The 18,519-nt window shown below is 67.3% G+C and carries 18 protein-coding genes; 5 read left to right on the forward strand and 13 right to left on the reverse strand.

Annotated features, from left to right (window positions below; all coding sequences use genetic code 11):
• Window positions 1-20: 20 nt before the first annotated feature.
• The 10 genes from LL946_RS01685 to LL946_RS01730 form a co-directional block, all read right to left on the reverse strand.
• The gene (locus tag LL946_RS01685; RefSeq protein ID WP_404384136.1) at window positions 21-1,115 is read right to left on the reverse strand and encodes an acyltransferase family protein; all 1,095 of its coding nucleotides are present in this window, start codon (window positions 1,113-1,115) and stop codon (window positions 21-23) included.
• Between the two features lie 39 nt (window positions 1,116-1,154).
• Window positions 1,155-2,060 (reverse strand): type II secretion system F family protein, encoded by a 906-nt coding sequence (locus LL946_RS01690; protein WP_404384138.1) that lies wholly within the window; start codon window positions 2,058-2,060, stop codon window positions 1,155-1,157.
• A gap of 3 nt (window positions 2,061-2,063) precedes the next feature.
• A complete protein-coding gene (locus LL946_RS01695) occupies window positions 2,064-4,025 on the reverse strand; it encodes a type II secretion system F family protein (RefSeq protein ID WP_404384140.1) in 1,962 nt (653 codons plus the stop codon).
• Complete coding sequence (locus LL946_RS01700; protein ID WP_404384142.1) at window positions 4,022-5,389, reverse strand: CpaF family protein; 1,368 nt, start codon at window positions 5,387-5,389, stop codon at window positions 4,022-4,024. Before LL946_RS01700 ends, LL946_RS01695 begins: the two co-directional genes overlap by 4 nt.
• Window positions 5,386-6,552, reverse strand: coding sequence for a CpaE family protein (locus tag LL946_RS01705; protein ID WP_404384144.1), 1,167 nt, complete (start codon window positions 6,550-6,552; stop codon window positions 5,386-5,388). Before LL946_RS01705 ends, LL946_RS01700 begins: the two co-directional genes overlap by 4 nt.
• Window positions 6,549-7,376: an RcpC/CpaB family pilus assembly protein gene (locus LL946_RS01710; RefSeq protein ID WP_404384146.1), complete on the reverse strand. Its 828-nt coding sequence runs from the start codon at window positions 7,374-7,376 to the stop codon at window positions 6,549-6,551. The genes LL946_RS01705 and LL946_RS01710 overlap by 4 nt, the downstream gene beginning before the upstream one ends.
• Before the next feature lie 28 nt (window positions 7,377-7,404).
• Window positions 7,405-8,670, reverse strand: coding sequence for a pilus assembly protein TadG-related protein (locus LL946_RS01715; RefSeq protein ID WP_404384148.1), 1,266 nt, complete (start codon window positions 8,668-8,670; stop codon window positions 7,405-7,407).
• Window positions 8,667-9,086: a TadE/TadG family type IV pilus assembly protein gene (locus LL946_RS01720; RefSeq protein ID WP_404384150.1), complete on the reverse strand. Its 420-nt coding sequence runs from the start codon at window positions 9,084-9,086 to the stop codon at window positions 8,667-8,669. The genes LL946_RS01715 and LL946_RS01720 overlap by 4 nt, the downstream gene beginning before the upstream one ends.
• 114 nt (window positions 9,087-9,200) lie before the next feature.
• Window positions 9,201-9,371 (reverse strand): Flp family type IVb pilin, encoded by a 171-nt coding sequence (locus tag LL946_RS01725; RefSeq protein ID WP_404384152.1) that lies wholly within the window; start codon window positions 9,369-9,371, stop codon window positions 9,201-9,203.
• A gap of 35 nt (window positions 9,372-9,406) precedes the next feature.
• Window positions 9,407-9,574 (reverse strand): Flp family type IVb pilin, encoded by a 168-nt coding sequence (locus tag LL946_RS01730; RefSeq protein ID WP_404384153.1) that lies wholly within the window; start codon window positions 9,572-9,574, stop codon window positions 9,407-9,409.
• A 342-nt stretch (window positions 9,575-9,916) separates the two neighbouring features.
• Here LL946_RS01730 and LL946_RS01735 point away from each other — a divergent pair, with 342 nt between their 5' ends.
• The 3 genes from LL946_RS01735 to LL946_RS01745 all read left to right on the forward strand — a co-directional run bounded on the left by LL946_RS01735 (window position 9,917) and on the right by LL946_RS01745 (window position 14,399).
• Entirely contained in the window at window positions 9,917-10,540 is a 624-nt protein-coding gene (locus tag LL946_RS01735) for a methyltransferase family protein (protein WP_404384155.1), read from the forward strand.
• Window positions 10,541-10,608: 68 nt separating this feature from the next.
• Entirely contained in the window at window positions 10,609-12,006 is a 1,398-nt protein-coding gene (locus tag LL946_RS01740) for a hypothetical protein (protein WP_404384157.1), read from the forward strand.
• Between the two features lie 125 nt (window positions 12,007-12,131).
• A complete protein-coding gene (locus LL946_RS01745; RefSeq protein WP_404384159.1) occupies window positions 12,132-14,399 on the forward strand; it encodes a spermidine synthase in 2,268 nt (755 codons plus the stop codon).
• Between the two features lie 64 nt (window positions 14,400-14,463).
• On the opposite strand, the gene LL946_RS01750 is transcribed toward LL946_RS01745, so the two are convergent.
• Both LL946_RS01750 and LL946_RS01755 read right to left on the reverse strand, forming a co-directional pair.
• Window positions 14,464-14,715 (reverse strand): hypothetical protein, encoded by a 252-nt coding sequence (locus LL946_RS01750; RefSeq protein WP_404384161.1) that lies wholly within the window; start codon window positions 14,713-14,715, stop codon window positions 14,464-14,466.
• 176 nt (window positions 14,716-14,891) lie between these two features.
• The gene (locus LL946_RS01755; RefSeq protein WP_404384163.1) at window positions 14,892-15,527 is read right to left on the reverse strand and encodes a DUF1294 domain-containing protein; all 636 of its coding nucleotides are present in this window, start codon (window positions 15,525-15,527) and stop codon (window positions 14,892-14,894) included.
• A gap of 188 nt (window positions 15,528-15,715) precedes the next feature.
• Here LL946_RS01755 and LL946_RS01760 point away from each other — a divergent pair, with 188 nt between their 5' ends.
• Window positions 15,716-16,495, forward strand: coding sequence for an NYN domain-containing protein (locus LL946_RS01760; protein WP_404384165.1), 780 nt, complete (start codon window positions 15,716-15,718; stop codon window positions 16,493-16,495).
• Between the two features lie 34 nt (window positions 16,496-16,529).
• Here the strand turns inward: LL946_RS01760 and ahcY are convergent, their stop codons facing one another.
• Window positions 16,530-17,963 carry an adenosylhomocysteinase gene (gene ahcY, locus LL946_RS01765; RefSeq protein WP_404384167.1) on the reverse strand — a complete coding sequence of 478 codons (1,434 nt, stop codon included), beginning with the start codon at window positions 17,961-17,963 and terminating at the stop codon, window positions 16,530-16,532.
• Between the two features lie 182 nt (window positions 17,964-18,145).
• Here ahcY and LL946_RS01770 point away from each other — a divergent pair, with 182 nt between their 5' ends.
• Entirely contained in the window at window positions 18,146-18,472 is a 327-nt protein-coding gene (locus LL946_RS01770) for a hypothetical protein (RefSeq protein WP_404384169.1), read from the forward strand.
• Window positions 18,473-18,519: the final 47 nt, after the last annotated feature.

Below are 18,519 nucleotides of genomic sequence, written 5' to 3' on the forward strand. Positions count from 1 at the left end.
GCGCTGTGCTGCAGCGTTTTTCACCCTTCGGCCGGGTCGGCCAGCAGGGTCGTCGATGAGGAAACGCCGGAATGTGATGTCACCGGTTGCGTCACGGGTCTGAGCACGGGCTTCTCGAGGAGGGTGAAGCTGATCCACACGACGGGCACCAGCGCGACCGTGGCAAGGATGACACGCGATGCGACGGGCAGGTCGGGTATTCCCCAGTAGGCGATCCAGAGGACTGGGAGGTGCCAGAGGTAGAGGCTGTAGCTCGCCTGGCCGATCGCGACCATCGGCCGCGACTCCAAGAGGCGCCGGGCAAGTCCGCCGGTCCCCGGGCGCTGGTCGATGAGGACGATGGCGAGCACCACGGCGATGGGGACATAGGTGACGCGGTAGATCCACACGCCGGACAGTCCGGTGCTCGGCAGGAGAACCGCCGCGACGAAGGCGAGGAAGGCCAGGTCTGCGACTCCTGCGTCCCGACCGCCGGTGCGCCGAGGCTCACGCGCGTGGGCAAGCGCGAGCGCCGCACCGGCGAGCATCACGGCGCTGTTTCCGACCGGGAGGTAGTAGAAGGCTTTGGGAGACAGCGGCATCGACGCCAGGTAGAGCACTGCTGCCAGCGCGAGCGTCATGCGCATCGCCGTCGTGGTCGACAGCTCACGCCGTCGCAGCACGGCGAGCGCCAAGGGCCAGCAGAGGTAGAACACCCACTCCACGGTCAGGCTCCACGTCGGTAGCCACGCCTCGACCGGGAAGGCTCCGAAGACGTGCCAGAACGCCACCAGCTGTGTGAGGACGACGAGGCCCGCTCCGACCGTCGGTTCGCCTTCGCCGGAGAAGACCAGCGACATCAGGACACCCGAGACGAGCATCATCCCGACCATGGCCGGGGCCAGCCGCAGCATCCTCCGGTGGACGAAGTCCCAGTACGCCGATCGTGGCCGCCCGTCCACTCGCCACAGGATGCCGGTGATGAGGTACCCCGACAGAACGAAGAACACCAGCACGCCGATCTGGCCGGCACCCGGCGCCGACGTCAGGCCGGAGTAGAACAGGTAGTGGTTGTGAACGACGCCCAGAGCCGCAGCTGCTCGGAGCCCGTCGAGCATCCGGTTTCGGCCTGTCATGTGGTGCGCGACAGGCGCTGCCTCGCTGCCCAACGCGGCCTAGCGCTTGCTGAAGAGGTCGTAGATGTTGATCGCCGCGGGACCGAGGATGACGACGAAGATGACGGGGAAGATGCAGAGCAGCACGGGGAAGACCACCTTGACGGTGACCTTCTGGGCCTTCTCCTCGGCGAGCTGACGGCGGATGACTCGCATCTCCTTCGTCTGCTCACGCAGGACACCGGCGATGGGCACGCCCAGCCGGTCGGCCTGCACCAGGGCCGAGACGAAGTTCTTCACTTCGGGCGAGGTGTTGCGTTCTGCCATCGCCTGGAAGGCCTCGCCCCGGGTCTTGCCGATCTGGAACTCGGACAGGACGCGGGCGAACTCCCCGCCGATCGGTCCCGTCACGTTGCGAGCGACCTGCCCGATTGCCGCATCGAAGCCCTGGCCCGACTCGACGCAGACGGTCAGCATGTCGAGGGCATCCGCGAAGCCCTTGCGGAGCTGCTCCTGACGACGGACACCCGCGTTGTAGACGAGCAGGTCCGGGAGGAAGAAGATCGCGGCACCGCCTGCCACGGCGTACAGAACACCGGTGAGGTTGAGCCCGCCGAAGAAGAGGCCGAGGAGGGCACCCGCGATGAGCCCGATCCCCTTGGCCCCGAAGATTCGCTCGACCGGCCAACTCGGCGGGTTGCCTGCTCGGTTGAGACTCGCGGCCAGGCGGTCGGCGGTTCCCGCGGGCGAGAGCCGGCGCGCGAACCCCTTGAGTCCCTGCTCGAACGGCACCACGAGCCGGTCCCTGGCCGCCAGCTCGGACTTGGCGACACTGCGACTGTCGGGGCGGTAGTTGATCATCTCGAGGGACCGTGCGACACCCGTGGTGCCGACTCCCATCGTGCCCACGAGCATGACGGCGACACACAGTGCGACCGCGACGAGGACGACTCCGACGATGAGCATCTTTCAGACCTCGATCTGGATGACTTTGCGCATCCACAGCGCGCCGACGACCATGCTGATCCCGCTCGCCACCAGCATGAGGATGCCTGGCACACGCGTCCAGAGCAGCGACGTGTAGCTCGGGTTGCTCCAGGCCATGTAGAGGAAGAGCAGGATGGGAAGGCCGATGAGGATGTAGGCCGACAGACGTCCCTCGGCCGAGAGAGCGTTGACCTGACGTTTGAGGGACTCGCGCTCCCGCAGCGTGTGGGCAGTCGTCCGAAGTGTCTCCGCCAGGTTGCCACCCACCTCACGCTGGATGCGGATGGCCATCGTCGTCCACCGCATGGCTTCGCTGCTCATTCGAACGGACATGTTCTCCAGGGCGTCGGACACATCGGCACCGATACGGGTCTCGGCGAGGGCCCGCGAGAACTCCTTGCCTGCAGGTTCCGCGGCGTCACGTGCGACGGCGTCGAGGGCCTGGGTGAGGCTGAAGCCGCTGGCGAGTGTGGTCGCCACGAGCATGAGGACGTCGGGGAGCATGCCCTCGAACTTCTTGGCCCGACGACCAGCGAGCACCCGCAGGACCATGGCGGGGAGGGCGATGCCCAGGATGATGCCCACAGGAGCCGTGAACCACCATGGCATCGGCAGCAGGAACGGGAACATGAGCCCGCCGACGATCACGGCGACCACCCGCAGGACGAACCACTCGCCTGCCCTCAGCGGCAGGTCGGCGCGCTGGATGAGGAGCATGGTGTGACTCGTGGAGTCGCGTTGGGCCATGACACGTTCGCCGAGGGCTACCGCGGACTGCGCCACTGCCGACGGCGCGGCTTCCTGGTGCCTCGCTGCGACTCGCGTGGCCGCCCCCAGGGTGTACTGCTCGACCTCGGCGACCCGCTCGTGCCGTCGCGACTTGAACGGGTCGACGACGGCGATGATGAGGGTGACCGCCCCGATGAAGATGGCCACCAGCGCCGCGATGAGCGACCGGCTCGGGCCCGAGTCGTTGCGCGTGAGGACGGTGGGGCCGGAGACCACTGCTTCCTCCGGCGACGTGGTCGCACTCGCCGAGACCGTGGGCCTCGCGCCGAGGTCGACGTTCACCTTGACGGAGAAGGGCCGCCCGTCTGCTGTGCCCGTGAGCACGACGGGAACCTTGCCGGTGGTCCCCGGCGGGCGCGGGATGTCGAACTGCACCTGCGACTCGAGCACCTTCGCGGCAGCGAGGAATGCGGCCCTGACTGCGCCCGTGTCGTTGGCCTGGACCACCGTCCCGCCCCCCGCCTTGGCGAAGGCGGCGAGCGCCTCGGGGTCGTTCTCGCCCGTCGTGAACCGGACGACCTCGACACGCACCTGAGACGTCGTGAGCGCCTTGACGGAGGCGGCAAGCCCGGGCGCGCGGTCACCCACGGTGTTCTTGCCGTCACTGAGCAGCACGATGCTGCGATCACCGACCGTTCCCAGCATCTTGACGGCCTGGGTCACCCCACTGAAGAGCGCGGTGTTGCCGTCGGCGCGCAGTGAATTGACAACGCCTTGGACGGCGGCCCGGTTCGTCGTCGGGCCGATCTCGGACCCGGCGGTGTTGCCGAAGGAGACCACGCCGATTCTGACGTCCTTGGGCACTGAGGCCAAGAAGTCCTTGACGGCTGCCCGGACGGTGGCCATTCCGGCGCTGCCCATGGAGCCGCTGGTGTCGATGAGCAGCACCGTCGTGCGTTGGGAGCGCGCCGCCGGCGTCGACGAGGCCAGCACGTCAGCGTCACCCACCGAGGCCTTCATGCCCGGGTCGATGGTCACGTCGCGCACCCCGGAGCGGAGCGTGAGGACGCCGGTGACACTGCCTTCGGTCACCTGCACACCACTGATGGTGCCGGGGATCGGGTCCGCCGCGGAGGCGACCGATGGTGCCCCCAACATCCCTGTCACCGAGATCAGGAGCACCAGCGCCAGCCGCCAGCGCAACTGGAGGATCATCGCATCCGGGGGGCGAAGAGCTGGATGGGCAGCTCGACCCCGAGGTCATGGAGGTCCGACGTGAACTTCGGTCGAATGCCGGTGCTGCGCAGCTCCCCCAGGAACCGACCGTTCTCGTCGCGACCCGCGCTGTAGTCGAAGGTGAACAGGTCCTGGAGCGTGATGATGTCTCCCTCCATGCCCACGACCTCGGTGATCTGCGTGATCCGGCGCGTGCCGTCCTTCAGACGGGCCTGCTGGATGATGAGGTCGACCGCACCGGCCACCTGTTCGCGGATGGCACGGACGGGAAGGTCGACTCCGGCCATGAGCACCATGGTCTCGAGACGCGACAGCGAGTCCCTGGCGCTGTTGGCGTGGACGGTGGTGATCGAGCCGTCGTGACCGGTGTTCATGGCCTGGAGCATGTCGAGGGCCGCACCGTCACGAACCTCACCGACGACGATGCGGTCGGGGCGCATGCGTAGGGAGTTCCGCACGAGGTCGCGGATGGTGACCATGCCCGATCCCTCGATGTTGGCGGGACGGGACTCCAGCCGCAGCACGTGCTCCTGGTGGAGCTGGAGCTCGGCAGCGTCCTCGATGGTGACGATCCGCTCGTCCTCAGGGAGGAAGGAGGAGACCACATTGAGGGTGGTCGTCTTCCCGGAGCCGGTCCCCCCGGAGATGATGATGTTGCGTCGGCCACGGACGCACGCCCAGAGGAAGTCGCGCACGGGCGGCGTGAACGTCCCGAAGGACATGAGGTCCTTGTCGGTGAAGGGGTCGGCGGCGAACTTGCGGATGGTGAGAATCGCACCGTCCAAAGCAATGGGCGCCACCACCGCGTTGACGCGTGAGCCGTCGGGGAGGCGCGCATCGACGAGCGGACTGGCCTCGTCGACGCGACGGCCGATGCGGCCCACGATCCGGTCGATGATGCGGCGGAGGTGGGTCTCGTCGGTGAAGCGAGCCGAGGTCGGATAGAGCTTTCCAGCACGCTCGATGAAGATGCTGTTGGCGCCGTTGACCATGATCTCGGTGACTTCAGGGTCACGCAGCAGCGGCTCCAGTGGCCCGTGCCCGAGGATCTCGTCAGACACCTCTTGCGCAATTCGGGTGCGGTCCGCGAGGGAGAGGGGCTTCTGCTCCGCATCGATGACCTCCTGGAGGGTCTGCCGCACTTGGTTGGCGAGGTCGGCCTCCTTGAGGTGCGGGTCGTAGAGCCGGGGCCCGAGGGAGTCGATGAGCCCTTGGTGGACGCGCTCCTTGACCTCGACGAACGGGTCCACGACTCGGTGCTCCGTGGGAGACATCCCACGGGCAGGGACGATCGGCTCCTGAGAGCGGCGGACGGTGTCGAGACGGTCGGCAAGGCTGCTCATCGACTTCTCCTGCTGAAGAGGCTGCGGCGGTGGGGCTCGTCCACGGGGCCGCCGAAACGGGCGCGGATGTGGATGTCGGCGATCTCTCGAAGCGCGACGCTCACGGGATCCCGTGGAGACTCGAGAACGATCGGGACCCCGCGGTTGACCGAGGCTGGTACGGAGATGCTCGCCGGGACACTCACGGCGATGGGCGCACCGATGGCCTGGACGACGTCCTCTGGACGCAGCCCGACCTTGACGTCCGCGCGGTTGAGCACGATGACCCGCGAGTCGCGCGGGCTACCCAAGGCATCGAGCGTCTCGAGCGCGAGCTTGAGGTTCTTGACGGCCGGGATGTCGAGCGTGGCGATGAGGACGAGCAGGCTGCTGACGTCGCACGCCGCCAGCACGTGCTCGGTGAACGACGGCGGGGTGTCGACGATGACGTAGTCGTAGGACGCCGCCGCCACCCTGAGCAGCTCTGTGACGACCTGGGCGCTGACGCGGTCTGCGAGTGACGGGTCCGTGGGCGCGGCGATGACGTCGAGCCCGCTCGGCTGGTGATGGGTCACCAGCTGGGCCAGACCCTCGGCGTCGAGGTGTCCGTGCATGGCAACCGCGTCGTGCACCGAGCTCGTCGGGAGCAGCTGCATGCTGATGCCGACATCACCGAAGGAGAGGTCCAGGTCGACGAGCACCGTCCGCAAACCGCTCAGGGCGAGGTGGGTCGCGAGGTTCGTCGACAGCGTCGTCTTGCCGACCCCACCCTTGGCCGAGAAGACCGTGACGATCCGTCCCTGGGGTGCGGCTGTTCCGCCGTGGTGCCCTGCGAGCTTGGCCGTGAGGTCTCGGCTCCTCCGCACGGCGTCCGACAGCGCTGGGGCGTCGTCGGACGCGATGACCTCTCTGAAGCCACTGCGCAGGGCCTGTCCCATCGTCGTGACGTCGAGCCGGTGGCGCAGCAGGATGAACCCCACCTCGGGCCGGTCCGCACGCACCGACTCGACCAGCATGGACGCCTCGTCGAGGTTCACCAAGGGGCCGATCACCACGAGGTCCGCGCGCGGGTCGTCATCGAGCGCCCGGTGGACGAGGGGGGCAGAGCTCAGGAGGGCGACCTCGCCCAGCGCGAAGTGGTAGCGGTCACTCGCGCCCGGCTCGTTGTCCCACAGGATCGTCATTTCGGTGTCCCGTGATAGCTGAAGTCGTCGGCCGTCAGGTTCGGCGGGATGGTCGTGTCGGGCCCTTCGAGTGCGAAGTAGATGTGCTTGGCAGGGTTGTTCTGCAGGTTCGGGGTGTGCTGGATGGCATGGATCAGCTTCACCGAGTCGGCCGGTGTCACCTCGACCGTGACGAGATAGGTCTGCACCGGGGTCGCCGCGGTGGGGGCGGCTTCCTCGTCCTTCTCGGCCGCCTGGGTCACCGAGGCGCCGGACAGGCTGGTCGTGCCGATGCCGATCACCTGGACCTTGGACAGGAGCACGCTGGTGCCCTTGACGCCAAGCTCGTTGTACTGCGTGGTGGCCTCGTCCGTCCCGAGCTTCTTGATGTCATAGGTGTCGTAGAGCGTGATCTTGCTTCCGGGGGTGACGAAGGCCCCGACCCGGTTGGGGTCCTCCAAGCTGATCGAGACCGCGACCTTGCCGGGTGCGACGCCGATCGCCTTCTGTCCCAGTCGTTCCGTACCGAAGGCATTCTCGAGGACGACCTGGCCGGGAGGAAGATCAGCGATCGCGACCAGGGAGCTGTTCTCCGCCGTGACGGAGGGGAGGGCACCTGCCGGCCTGGCCTTCCCCGCGACCTGGGTGCGCTTGATGAGCCCGCCCCGCTCCGCGTCCTTGAGCGTCGTGCCTGCAGGCACGACCTCCTCGGACACGTAGACCGACTGAGGCTGCTGGCCCTCGAGCGCGCGCTCGTCGGCTCCCTGCGCATAGAGCAGCACGAGGACCGCACCGACGAGTGCGAGTACGACGGCTGCGGCAAGAGCGAGGACACGACGACCCATGGAGGGAATGCCTTTCGAGGAGGTTTGATCAGCCGGCCGCAACGACGGCGATGAGGCCGAAACCGTTGCCGGGGGTGGGAGGAACGATCGAGACGGTGGGGGTGTTCAACACTCCTTGGACGAACCAGCCCGAGATGCACCGACGGGGGTTGTCACACGGAACGACGCCTGAGACTCTGCTTGGCATGGCCTCGCCTCCCCCGATGCGGTAGCCGCTGAGGTAGAACTTCGCCACGCCGGCCACGTGGTAGTACGTATTCGCGCCGCCGGCATCGCTCGGGTCACAGTCCGCAGGTGGGGAGCCGGACGGGGTTCCAGTGGTGGACTTCACCATGCAGTCAAAGACGGGCAGGTCGATGACCGGTCCGCTGGTCCAGATGTTCGCCAAAGCCGACTGGCAGCTTCCCGTCGTCGAGGAACCCGTGTCGATGTTGGCCCACACGTCCACGCCGTTGGTGGTGCTGAGGGTGGTGCTGCACGAGCCCGTGGTGTCCAGGTAGCCGAAGCCGCCTGCGGTGTCCTTGCCGTTGTAGGAGCAACCGGGCTTCGTTGGGTCGTGGAGGTCAATGATGACCTCGCGCCCGGCAGTGTTGGGTGTCGTGGCAGGAAGGGGGTAGGCGGGCTGCCCGGCGCCGCCGTAGCCCGGCCATGGCGCCACCGGAGGCTGCGCGACATAGGTCGAGCCATTGTTGGTGTACGTCTGCCACTCGCAGGTCGAGATGGTGATCGGCGAGGTGAACTGCGCGCTTGTCGGGGTACCCCACGCGGCGCGAGCGCACGAGAGGACGTTGCTGTCATCAGGACCAGTGTCGTTGGCCCGGGTGAAGGGGTTCGGGATGAGGCCCGGTGACGTCTCGTTGGCGTGGACCCGTACCTCCACATAGGGCAAGCCCGCCGCCAGGCCGGTGGGCAGCGGTGGGCACTCGCGGAGTGCGGTGACACTCGGCGTCGACGTGCACACGGGGAGAGTGCCCGGGATCGAGGAGGTGGACTTGCACTGGCGCTCGATGGTGTGGGTGCGCAGACCGTTGTTGATGGTGTTGGCGTTCACCAGCGCCGGCAGGCTGTCGGCGTCGACGTTGCAGTTGGCCTTGGCGCAGCTCTGAGCGAGCGCGAAGGCCGCGGCATCAGCGGCGTTCTGGGTCTGTCGCCGCTCCAGGATGACCTGCCCGACGTCGACGGACCACGCCAGGAGGCCGGTGACGACGAAGACACCGAAAAGAGTTCCGACGAGAACGCCGACTGCGCCCCGCTCGTCGCGCTGAGCCGAACGTCGGGCTGCGCTGCTGATCATCCGAGACACCTCATCGACGACGTGGCTGTGGGCGTGGGCGCGGCGATGCCGCCTCCCGGGAACAGCCCGCTGATGGCCCCCAGCGCGACCCAGCTGAAGCCCGTGACCGTGACGGTGACCGTCCCTGCCTGGGTCGCGGTGGGCGCCGCGGGGCACGTCGTCACAGGGGTGACGGCGTGGGACCCACCAGAGATGGCGTCGAGGGAGGGCATCGAGGCATCTGCGCGAATGGTCACGTCACCCGCCGGCTGGCGGAGAGCCACCATCCGCGCGCCCTCACGGGCCCCGTTGGTCACCATCGCCTGGACGAGGAACATCCGGCCCATGTCGATGAGCCCGAACAGGACCAGGAGGAGGAGAGGCAGCAGGAGGGCGAACTCGACCATCGCAGCACCACGCTCGCGTCGACGACGCATGAGCCAAACCCCCTTTTCTTGCGGCATGAAAGAGCGAACAGCGCAGGGCTCAGTGCTCTGCGACACCGCAGGGTCGGCGGCCCGTGGGGCCACCGACCCTGCTGCGGAAACCGCTCAGATGGAGGCGGCGACGCTGGCGAACATCGTCGAGATGCCTTGGCCGAGCGTCGTGGCGGCGACGGCCACGACAACGGCGACGAGGGCGACCATGAGGCCGTACTCGACCATCGTCGCGCCCACCTCGGAGGCGAGCCGCTTGCGGACTCGAAGGATGAGCTCAGACATCTTGCGTCCTTCCCCGTGCTTCTGGCAGGTGCGGATCAGGGGAACTTGAGGCCGGCGAACATCGTGCTGATGTTCGTGCCGAGGACGGTGGCAGCGACGGCGACGACGACGGCCACGAGGGCGACCATGAGGCCGTACTCGACCATCGTTGCGCCCTTCTCGGCGACCAGGCGCTGGTGGAACTTGACGAGAGTCTTGGACATTGCATTCCCCTTTTGGGTGTTCGTGGTGACAAGCCGACGACGTCGACCCGGCGTTGATCTTCCTCTCGCGGCGGAGATTCCGGACATGGCCCGAACTAGTCAAAAGTAGTTGGTACATATGACTAGAAGAAATGAACCAGATGACTCCCACGAAACCCGGTTTCAGGCGGTTTTGTGTGGTATTCACCCTGACGCAGGGCTAGTCCTACATCATCTGAGCCGAGATGTCCATAGTCAGACCGTGCCTACTGAGGGTAGCCCCCAGCGTCGACTAGTCATGTGCGCTAGTCCATTTTCACCGTGAGCCTGCACTTGGGCTTTCGTGCGGACATACTCGGCGCCATGCACAGTCTTCGCCAGATCGATCTGGGACGCCTCCTCTTCGTGCCCCTCTGCGTGGGATTCATGATCCTCAACACGAAGAGCCTGCTCGATGGGGGTAGCGGTCGTTCGGCCCTTCAGGTCGTGAGCACGGTCGCTGCGCTGGCGTTCTACACGGTCCTCACCGTGATGTATCTCCGCCGCGGCGCCGCATCGCGCACGGACCGGCGCCTCGGCCGGTGGATCGTGGCCGGGCTTGCGACATTCTCCGGGTTCGTGATCCCGCTCGTCGGCTCCAAGGACGTGGCGGAGGTGGTCGTGGGAACCGGCTCTGTGCTCATCGCGGTGGGAGTGCTGTTGTCCATCTGGGCCCTGCTCCACCTCCGGACGAACATCAGTGTGGTGCCGCAGTCACGCGAGCTCGCCTCCAGTGGCCCCTACCGCTTCTTCCGGCACCCCCTCTATGTCTTCGAGTACATCAGCGCCATCGGCCTGACGCTGGTCAGTGGTGGCGGGTGGGGTTGGGCAGTCGTCGTGGTGCTGGCAGTTCTGCAAATCCTTCGGGCCCGCTGGGAGGAAGAGCTTCTTCACGAGCAGGTCGAGGGGTACACGGCATACGCCTCACGCACCCGCGGCTTCTCGTGAGGGCTCGCTGGGACTGGATCGTTCTCAGCGGCTGGATCCTCGCGCTCGTGGCGCTTCGAGGGGCACGGATGACCGAGCGCGACCCGTACTGGCAGGCTAGGGACGGGATCGAACGATGGTCCGGTACGCCACTGTCCAGGCCCGACTCATGGAGCTGGGCGCATCCGGAGGGACTTTTCCGCCCGACATCCCCGGCCTGGAACAGCGCCCTCGGCGTCGGCCACGACGGGCTCGGGGTCGCTGGGATCGCCCTGGTCGGTGGGATCGGCATGCTGGCCTACTTCGGCACCGCCCTTTTCGTCGCACGTCGGCTAGGTGCGCGCCCCCTGCCCAGCTTGGCGGCGACGATCCTCGCGGCGGTTCTGGCGCTTCCCATGGTCTCGCCCCGAGCGACGATCGTTGTCCAGGCCATGCTCCTCCTGACCATGGCCTTGGGCGATGTCCTGGTCACGGCGCCGGTGCCCCGTACCTGGTGGGCGTTCTCCGGCGCCTTCGCGGTGGCCGCCATGGTGGGTTGGCTCGGTGCGTGGCTCCACGTGTCATGGTCGGTCACGTCGCTCGGCCTGGGCGCTGCCCTCCCACTCCTTGCGCTCCTCGCCGGCGTCGCCCGATGGCGGGTGGGCCTCGCCACGACTGCGGGCGTTGGGCTGGCCATCGGCAGCTGCCTTGGCCCATACCGGCTGTCGGTGTGGCGACTGCTGCTCGACGTCAGCTCGGCGTCGGACGGCCAGATCGTCGAGTGGCTCTCTCCCCTGACTGCGGGGCTGCGCCTTCGATGGCTCCCCGTTGCCGTACTCGTCCTGGCCCTTGGCTCAGCCATTGCGCTGAGGCTCCTTCGCCGGCGCAGTGGCGCTCCGGGATCGCGCGAGCGTGGTCGATGGGCGCTGAAGGTCGCGCTCGTAGCGATCAGCCTCGTCGCTGCACTCGCCGGCGTCGTGGCGATCCGATTCCTCGGGGTCGCGGCACTGACACTCCTGCCTGTCCTTGCCGCTGAGCTCTCGGCTGCCACCACGCGTTGGCGATCTGACCCTCGGAGCAGCGCCGTCCTCCGTACCCGGCTCACGGCGGCCTACTGGCGGCCGATTCTCACCGCCGTGCTCGTCCTCCTGCTCCCGCTCGCCCTGCTCCAAGCACGTGATCCGGGTCGCCCGGCGGAATCCGCGATCGTCACGTCACTTCCTGCGGGATGCAACGTGTTCACCGACCCGGACACCGCTGGAGCCGTACTGCTCCTCCGACCGGACGTCAAGGTGTGGATCGACATGCGCACCGAGGTCTACGGCACTGCGGCCTACAGCGACACCCGGCGTCGGCTCCTCGCACCAGACGGCGTGAGGATTCCCGAGAGAGCCACCTGCGCGCTCATACCGCCGTCCCTCCGAGTGGTTTCCAGCGACGGTTCAGGCAGCCCCTCGTGGGTACGCGTGAGAACGAGTCTCGACCTCAGCCTCTGGGTCCCTGCCTGAGTCGCGTCGCCGACCCGCATCGTGGAGCCTGCCCCACTGCCACGGCCCGGAGGCCGCCAAGTTCAGCCGTTCGGTGACGCCATGATGCCCCGCCCACTTACCCTCTTTCCGGACAAGGGAGATCCATGACCGAGGACACCTTCACGGCCAGCATGCCCACTCAGCTCGACGCCGCGAGCGCAGCAACCGCGCCGCGCCGAGTCGGCGCGCCCGGCATCGTGGTCCTCTTCACCGTCACCGCCTTCGTGGGTGCGTCCCTGCTCTTCGTCGTCCAGCCACTCATCGCGCGCATCCTGCTGCCTGCCTACGGTGGCTCGGCCACGGTGTGGAGCACGAGCAGCCTCTTCTTCCAGGTGCTTCTGCTCGTGGGCTACCTGTACTCCCACGTCACCACGCGGCGCCTCGGCTCTCGGTGGCAGCCCCCGGTCCACCTGCTCGCCCTGCTGGCGCCACTCGTCGTGCTCCCCGTGGCGCTCCCCCTCGAGGCAGTGCCGGGCGCAGAGACCTCGCCGGTCCTGTGGCTCCTCCGCACCCTGACGCTGATGATCGGCCTTCCCTTCGTGGTCATCTCCACCTCGGGCCCACTGCTCCAGCGGTGGTACTCATGGTCCGGAGGCCCGCGAGCCAAGGACCCGTACTTCCTGTTCGCAGCCAGCAACGTCGGCAGCTTCGTCGGTCTGCTGGCCTACCCGTTCGTCATCGAGCCGCTGCTGACCGTCGACCAGCAGCGCGTCGCCTGGTCGGTCGGATTCGTCCTCATCGCCCTGCTGACGGCGACGTGCGGCCTCGTGACCCGGTCTCGAGCATGGGCGGCGACGCACGGGCCGAGCGCAGCCGTCTCGGTTCCTGAGCCCGTTCCCAGCGCGACAGAGGGCGGCAAGGGCGACATCAGCCGCCGACGCGTGCTGAACTGGCTCGTCATCAGTTTCCTCCCGTCGGCGCTGATGCTCGCTGTGACCTCCCACATCAGCACGGACGTCGCCGCGATCCCGCTTCTGTGGGTCGTCCCGCTGGCGCTGTACCTCGCGACCTTCATCGTGGCCTTCGCCCGAACTGGCCGAACGGTGCCGCGCCTCCCCCGCCGGCTGGCCGTCGTGGCGGCCGTGGTCGCCCTGGCTCTCATCCCCCAGGAGGCGGGCGGCATCCCGCTGTGGCTGATCGTTCCTGTGCTCATGGTCATGCTGACCTTGGTGTCCTACGCCGCGCACGCGGAGCTCGCGGCTGACCGGCCGGATGTGGAGCACCTCACCGCGTTCTACCTCGTCGTCGCCGCCGGTGGGGCGCTCGGCGGCCTTCTCAACGGGGTCATCGCGCCCCTTGTCTTCGACCGTGTGTGGGAGTACTGGGTCCTGCTGGCCCTTGTCCCTCTTCTCCTCCTGGGACGTGGGGGCGTGCCCTCACGCATCGGCCGCTATGCCGACCGCAACTGGGCCGCCTTCGGGATCGTCTGCATGAGCGGCGCGATCTTCGTCCTCGTCGTTGCTCTGGCGGGCGCCGCCCTGTCGGGCACATTGGCGGCCCTGGCAACAGTCGTGGTGGTTGCCTGTGGGGCGTGGTGGCTCAGCGTGAGGCGTGGTCTCGCAGCGGTCCCTGTGCTTGTCATCCTCGTCGCGTTCGCAGTTCTCCAAGGGCAGGGCGCGATCGACCAGCGCCGAACGTTCTACGGCAGCTACCGCGTGGTCTCCACGGACGGGCAGCACCAACTGATGCACGGAACAACTCTTCACGGTCTCCAGTGGCAGGACGACCGACGGAATGACCCCACGGCCTACTACTCGCGGTCCGGACCGCTCGGGAGTGTCTTCGCGCAGCCCGTGCTCAACGACGTGGCCGTCGTCGGGCTGGGAGTCGGCACCATCGCCGCCTACGGGCAGCCGGGACAGCGGTTCACCTTCGTCGAGATCGACCCTGCAGTGGTCGACATCGCCCGGGACCCGAGCCTCTTCACCTACCTCGCGGACTGCAAAGCCGAGGTCGACGTGCAGGTCGGCGACGGGCGCTTGGCGCTGGAGGCGATGCCCGATGCGTCGCAGGACCTCATCATCCTCGACGCCTTCAGCTCGGACTCGATCCCCGTTCACCTGCTGACGGTGGACGCGATGCGGTCCTACGCGTCCAAGCTCCGTCCGGACGGGCTCCTCATGGTGCACATCAGCAACCGGGTCTTCGACCTGCGACCGGTGCTGAGAGGCGCTGCCGACGACCTCGAGTGGGACGCGGCCTTCGGCACCAAGGCCGAAGGAGTGAGGTCGGCAGTCGGTGAATGGGTGGCCCTGTCCCCCCGCGACGGGCGGGTCGCCGACCTGCGTCGCAACACGGCGTGGGCTCCCCTTACGGAGGACTCGACCACCTGGACCGACGACTACTCGTCGGTGCTGTCCGTGCTGCGCTGAGCTTCCCGCGGCACGCGCAGCTGCATCGGTGTCGACGCCTTGGCGACCCCGGTCGTGCAGGCGCCTACAGAACGGACGTGACGACTGCCGCGACCGTCGCGGTGACGAGGACGACCCCGAGTCCGAGCAGCCACAGGAGCAGGCCACCCCGCTCGAGCGACCGGTGCTTGGGGCCCGAGTAGTTCTGTGCATCTGCATGACGGGGATCGACTCCGGCGCGGTACTCGTCCGTCCACACCAGGCCGTCCCAGAAACGGAAGGTCCCGTTGCCGACGTAGTACCACCGCGGCTTGTCCGGGTTCACGGAGTCACCCACGATTGCCTGCCCACAGCGCAAGGCTAGGCGTGACGACGGCCCCATATCCGGTGTTCGGCCAATCCCGTGACCGTGAGTTGCAGCAGGCCCATCCGGCCGCCGCCATCACCGGCCAGAGCCCCCACGAGACCCCTCACGACGAGGTGTGTCGGTAGCTCGGCGAGACGTCTGCGCCGTCAGACCTGCAGCACGCTGCGCAACAAGGTCCTCACCGACTCACCGGCGAAGACGAACGATCCAAAAGCCGCACAGTTCGCGACGACCGTGGCCCAGAAGATGGTCCGGAATGGCTGCTTGGTCGTCTTGTGCCGGAAGACATGTCGAGCCGCCAACGCACCCGGCCAGCCACCCAGGAGGGCAATCAGGTGAAGGGTGATCTCGGACGTGCGCCACTCACCTCTCAGAGCCGCCGTCTTGTCGGCGCGGTAAATCAGGAATGCCAACACGCTGAACAAGAGATAGATACCCAATGTCCAACCGGGCACCTCGCCCAGCAGCACCAGAGCCGCCACGAACGCGAGGAACGTCGCAGCGACGGCATGTGCCAGGGGGTCGCCAAGACCGCCACGCCTCCTCGTGCGATCGGCTGACAGGTAGCGCACCGTCGACGCACGCGCACGGTGACGCGAGTCCCTGACCTCCGCGTAGGTCACCTCGCAGCCGAGCGTCGGCCGACGGGAGCGCGGGAAAGCAGTGATGTGGACGAACACTCGCGCACCCCCCGAGGACGGCGTGATGAAGCCGAAGCCTCGCTCATCGTTCCAATCCGCCAGCACGCCACGCTGGCGCCCGCCGGCGCTTCCTTCAGGCACGGCGCCCCCTCCCCTCTCGGCTGTCACCAGCCCCGGCAGCCTAGTTGCCGGCAACTGTGGGGCGTCGAAGAACCCGTCACGACGCGCGACACGGTCCGCTTTCCACATCCCCTGCACCGCGGCCAGCCCATGGCAGATTGGCGCATCGAGGCTTCCATCCGTGAGTCCTCACCAATGGGGAGACAGGCGTGGCGGGAGAAACACGGGTTGCAGTGCTCATCGACTGCGACAACATCAGTGCAAAGCACGCTCAGACGATCCTCGCGGAGACGGCCGCGCATGGGACCTTGAGCATCAAGCGTGCCTACGGGGACTGGGTCGGCAGCCAGCTGTCGGGATGGAAGCCGGAGCTGTTCAAGCTCGCCATCCAGCCGGTCCAGCAGTTCGCGTACGTCACAGGCAAGAACGCAACGGACACGGCTCTGATCATCGACGCGATGGACCTGCTGTACTCCGGCAACGTGGATGCGTTCTGCATCGTCTCCAGCGACAGCGACTTCACCCGTCTTGCCATGAGACTCCGCGAGTCGGGCCGACGCGTCTACGGCATCGGGGCGCAGAAGACACCCGAGTCGTTCACCAATGCCTGTGACCGCTTCACGTTCCTCGAGGTTCTCCTTGAAGAGCCCCAGGCTGAGAACGTCAATACGGTCAACGACATCGCCCCAACCCTGCCGAATCCGCGGCCCATCGTCACGGCGGCCATCAAGGCCACTGCGGCGGACAACGGATGGGCACAGCTGTCGACTGTGGGCTCATTCATCGTCAACAACCACCCCACCTTCGACTCGCGCAACTACGGCTTTGCCAAGCTGGGCGCACTCATGCGCTCCCTGCCATTCGTCGAGGTCGGTGACACCCCGGACGCCAAAGACCTGACTCAGCCAAGAGTGAGGTTGCGGCCCCAGAAGGAGACTCCCGCGAAGAAGGCGCCCGCGAAGAAGGCAATGCCGTCCGCTCGGAAGTGAGCGGACGGCATACCGGAATGCGTTGTGGGAGAACTCAGTAGCGGTAGTGGTCCGACTTGTAGGGACCGGCCACGTCGACGCCGATGTACTCGGCCTGCTCCTTGGTGAGCTCGGTGAGCTCGACGCCGATCGCGGCGAGGTGCAGACGGGCGACCTTCTCGTCGAGGTGCTTGGGCAGCACGTAGACCTGCTTGTCGTAGTCGCTCGTCTTCGTAAACAGCTCGATCTGGGCGATCGTCTGGTTCGTGAACGAGTTCGACATGACGAACGACGGGTGACCCGTGGCGTTGCCGAGGTTGAACAGGCGACCCTCGGACAGCACGATGATGCTGTTGCCACCGGAGAACGTCCACTCGTGGACCTGCGGCTTGATCTCGGTCTTCGTGATCCCCGAGACCTTGGCCAGACCGGCGATGTCGATCTCGTTGTCGAAGTGGCCGATGTTGGCGACGATCGCCTTGTTCTTCATCTGCTGCATGTGCTCGGCAGTGATGATGTTGAAGTTGCCGGTCGTCGTGATGTAGATGTCGGCGGTGTCGAGGACGTCCTCGAGCCGGGCGACCTGGTAGCCCTCCATCGCGGCCTGCAGCGCACAGATCGGGTCGATCTCGGTGACGATGACGCGGGCGCCCTGGCCACGCAGCGCCTCGGCGCAGCCCTTGCCCACGTCGCCGTAGCCGCAGACGACCGCGACCTTGCCGGCGATGAGGACGTCGGTCGCACGGTTGAGGCCGTCGATGACCGAGTGGCGGCAGCCGTACTTGTTGTCGAACTTGGACTTGGTGACCGAGTCGTTGACGTTGATCGCCGGGAAGAGCAGGTCGCCGGTCTTGGCCAGGTCGTAGAGGCGGAGGACACCGGTGGTGGTCTCCTCGGTGACGCCCTTGATCTCCTCGGAGACCTTGGTCCACTTCTGCGGGTCCTGCTCGAGGGTGCGGCGGACGAGCGCCTTGAAGACGCCGACCTCCTCGGAGTCCTTCTCGTCGGTGGGGGGCACCTGACCAGCGGCCTCCCAGGCACGACCGTTGTGGACGAGCATCGTGGCGTCGCCACCGTCGTCGAGGATCATGTTGGCGCCCTCACCGGGCCAGGTGAGGATCTGCTCGGTGCAGTCCCAGTACTCCTCGAGGGTCTCGCCCTTCCAGGCGAAGACGGGGACACCCTGCGGGTTGTCGACGGTGCCCTCGGGTCCGACGACGACGGCCGCGGCGGCCTCGTCCTGCGTGGAGTAGATGTTGCAGGAGGCCCAGCGGACCTCGGCACCGAGAGCCGTGAGCGTCTCGATGAGGACGGCGGTCTGCACCGTCATGTGGAGCGAGCCGGCGATGCGGGCGCCCTTGAGCGGCTGCGAGGAGCCGAACTCCTCGCGCAGGCTCATGAGGCCGGGCATCTCGTGCTCGGCAAGACGGATCTGGTGACGGCCGGCCTCGGCGAGGCCCAGGTCGGCAACCTTGTAGTCAAAGGACATGCGAAATCTCTTCCGTTGAGTGACTGGTTTGCGACCCGGCGCAGCCCATCTGGGCGAACACGTGTGAGAGCGGGTTATCACCCGCGCCGGCGGCCCCCACTCTACCGACTGCACACGGTAGACATGGAATGCCGCGGGGCTGGCCCGTGGGCACGAGCACCGCTGGACGAACGGAGCACACGATGAGCGAGACCATCGACGGCGCGGGAGCGGACGGCATACAGGACGCAGACCAGGACGCGGGTCACGACGCCTCGCAGGGCGCAGCCCAGGCCGCGGGGAACGACGAGGTGAGCGACGAGGTGCGCCTCGACCTCGACGAGGCGAAGCTCGACACGTGGGACGAGGTGCGTGGCGACTACGCCGTCGACCCCGAGTCCGAGATGACCCGCCCAGCCCTCACGGAGGAGGAGGACGACCCCGAGGACGCCCCTCCGCTGCGCGAGGACGACGAGGAGGACGACCTCGCCGAGGACGACGAGGACGGGCGCGCCGACGAGGAGGAGTGACGCGGCGCCAATCCCCCTGCGCCAATCCCCCTGGGGCGTCCCGACGT

Source organism: Knoellia locipacati, from assembly GCF_044791685.1.
In the GTDB taxonomy this organism is placed as follows: Bacteria; Actinomycetota; Actinomycetes; order Actinomycetales; family Dermatophilaceae; genus Knoellia; species Knoellia locipacati_A.

Excerpts from the sequence above, each read along its gene's own strand:
- LL946_RS01685 (WP_404384136.1), bottom strand. The coding sequence starts at position 1,115 with ATGACAGGCCGAAACCGGATGCTCGACGGGCTCCGAGCAGCTGCGGCT.
- LL946_RS01690 (WP_404384138.1), bottom strand. The coding sequence starts at position 2,060 with ATGCTCATCGTCGGAGTCGTCCTCGTCGCGGTCGCACTGTGTGTCGCC.
- LL946_RS01695 (WP_404384140.1), bottom strand. The coding sequence starts at position 4,025 with ATGATCCTCCAGTTGCGCTGGCGGCTGGCGCTGGTGCTCCTGATCTCG.
- LL946_RS01700 (WP_404384142.1), bottom strand. The coding sequence starts at position 5,389 with ATGAGCAGCCTTGCCGACCGTCTCGACACCGTCCGCCGCTCTCAGGAG.
- LL946_RS01705 (WP_404384144.1), bottom strand. The coding sequence starts at position 6,552 with ATGACGATCCTGTGGGACAACGAGCCGGGCGCGAGTGACCGCTACCAC.
- LL946_RS01710 (WP_404384146.1), bottom strand. The coding sequence starts at position 7,376 with ATGGGTCGTCGTGTCCTCGCTCTTGCCGCAGCCGTCGTACTCGCACTC.
- LL946_RS01715 (WP_404384148.1), bottom strand. The coding sequence starts at position 8,670 with ATGATCAGCAGCGCAGCCCGACGTTCGGCTCAGCGCGACGAGCGGGGC.
- LL946_RS01720 (WP_404384150.1), bottom strand. The coding sequence starts at position 9,086 with ATGCGTCGTCGACGCGAGCGTGGTGCTGCGATGGTCGAGTTCGCCCTC.
- LL946_RS01725 (WP_404384152.1), bottom strand. The coding sequence starts at position 9,371 with ATGTCTGAGCTCATCCTTCGAGTCCGCAAGCGGCTCGCCTCCGAGGTG.
- LL946_RS01730 (WP_404384153.1), bottom strand. The coding sequence starts at position 9,574 with ATGTCCAAGACTCTCGTCAAGTTCCACCAGCGCCTGGTCGCCGAGAAG.
- LL946_RS01735 (WP_404384155.1), top strand. The coding sequence starts at position 9,917 with ATGCACAGTCTTCGCCAGATCGATCTGGGACGCCTCCTCTTCGTGCCC.
- LL946_RS01740 (WP_404384157.1), top strand. The coding sequence starts at position 10,609 with ATGACCGAGCGCGACCCGTACTGGCAGGCTAGGGACGGGATCGAACGA.
- LL946_RS01745 (WP_404384159.1), top strand. The coding sequence starts at position 12,132 with ATGACCGAGGACACCTTCACGGCCAGCATGCCCACTCAGCTCGACGCC.
- ahcY (WP_404384167.1), bottom strand. The coding sequence starts at position 17,963 with ATGTCCTTTGACTACAAGGTTGCCGACCTGGGCCTCGCCGAGGCCGGC.
- LL946_RS01770 (WP_404384169.1), top strand. The coding sequence starts at position 18,146 with ATGAGCGAGACCATCGACGGCGCGGGAGCGGACGGCATACAGGACGCA.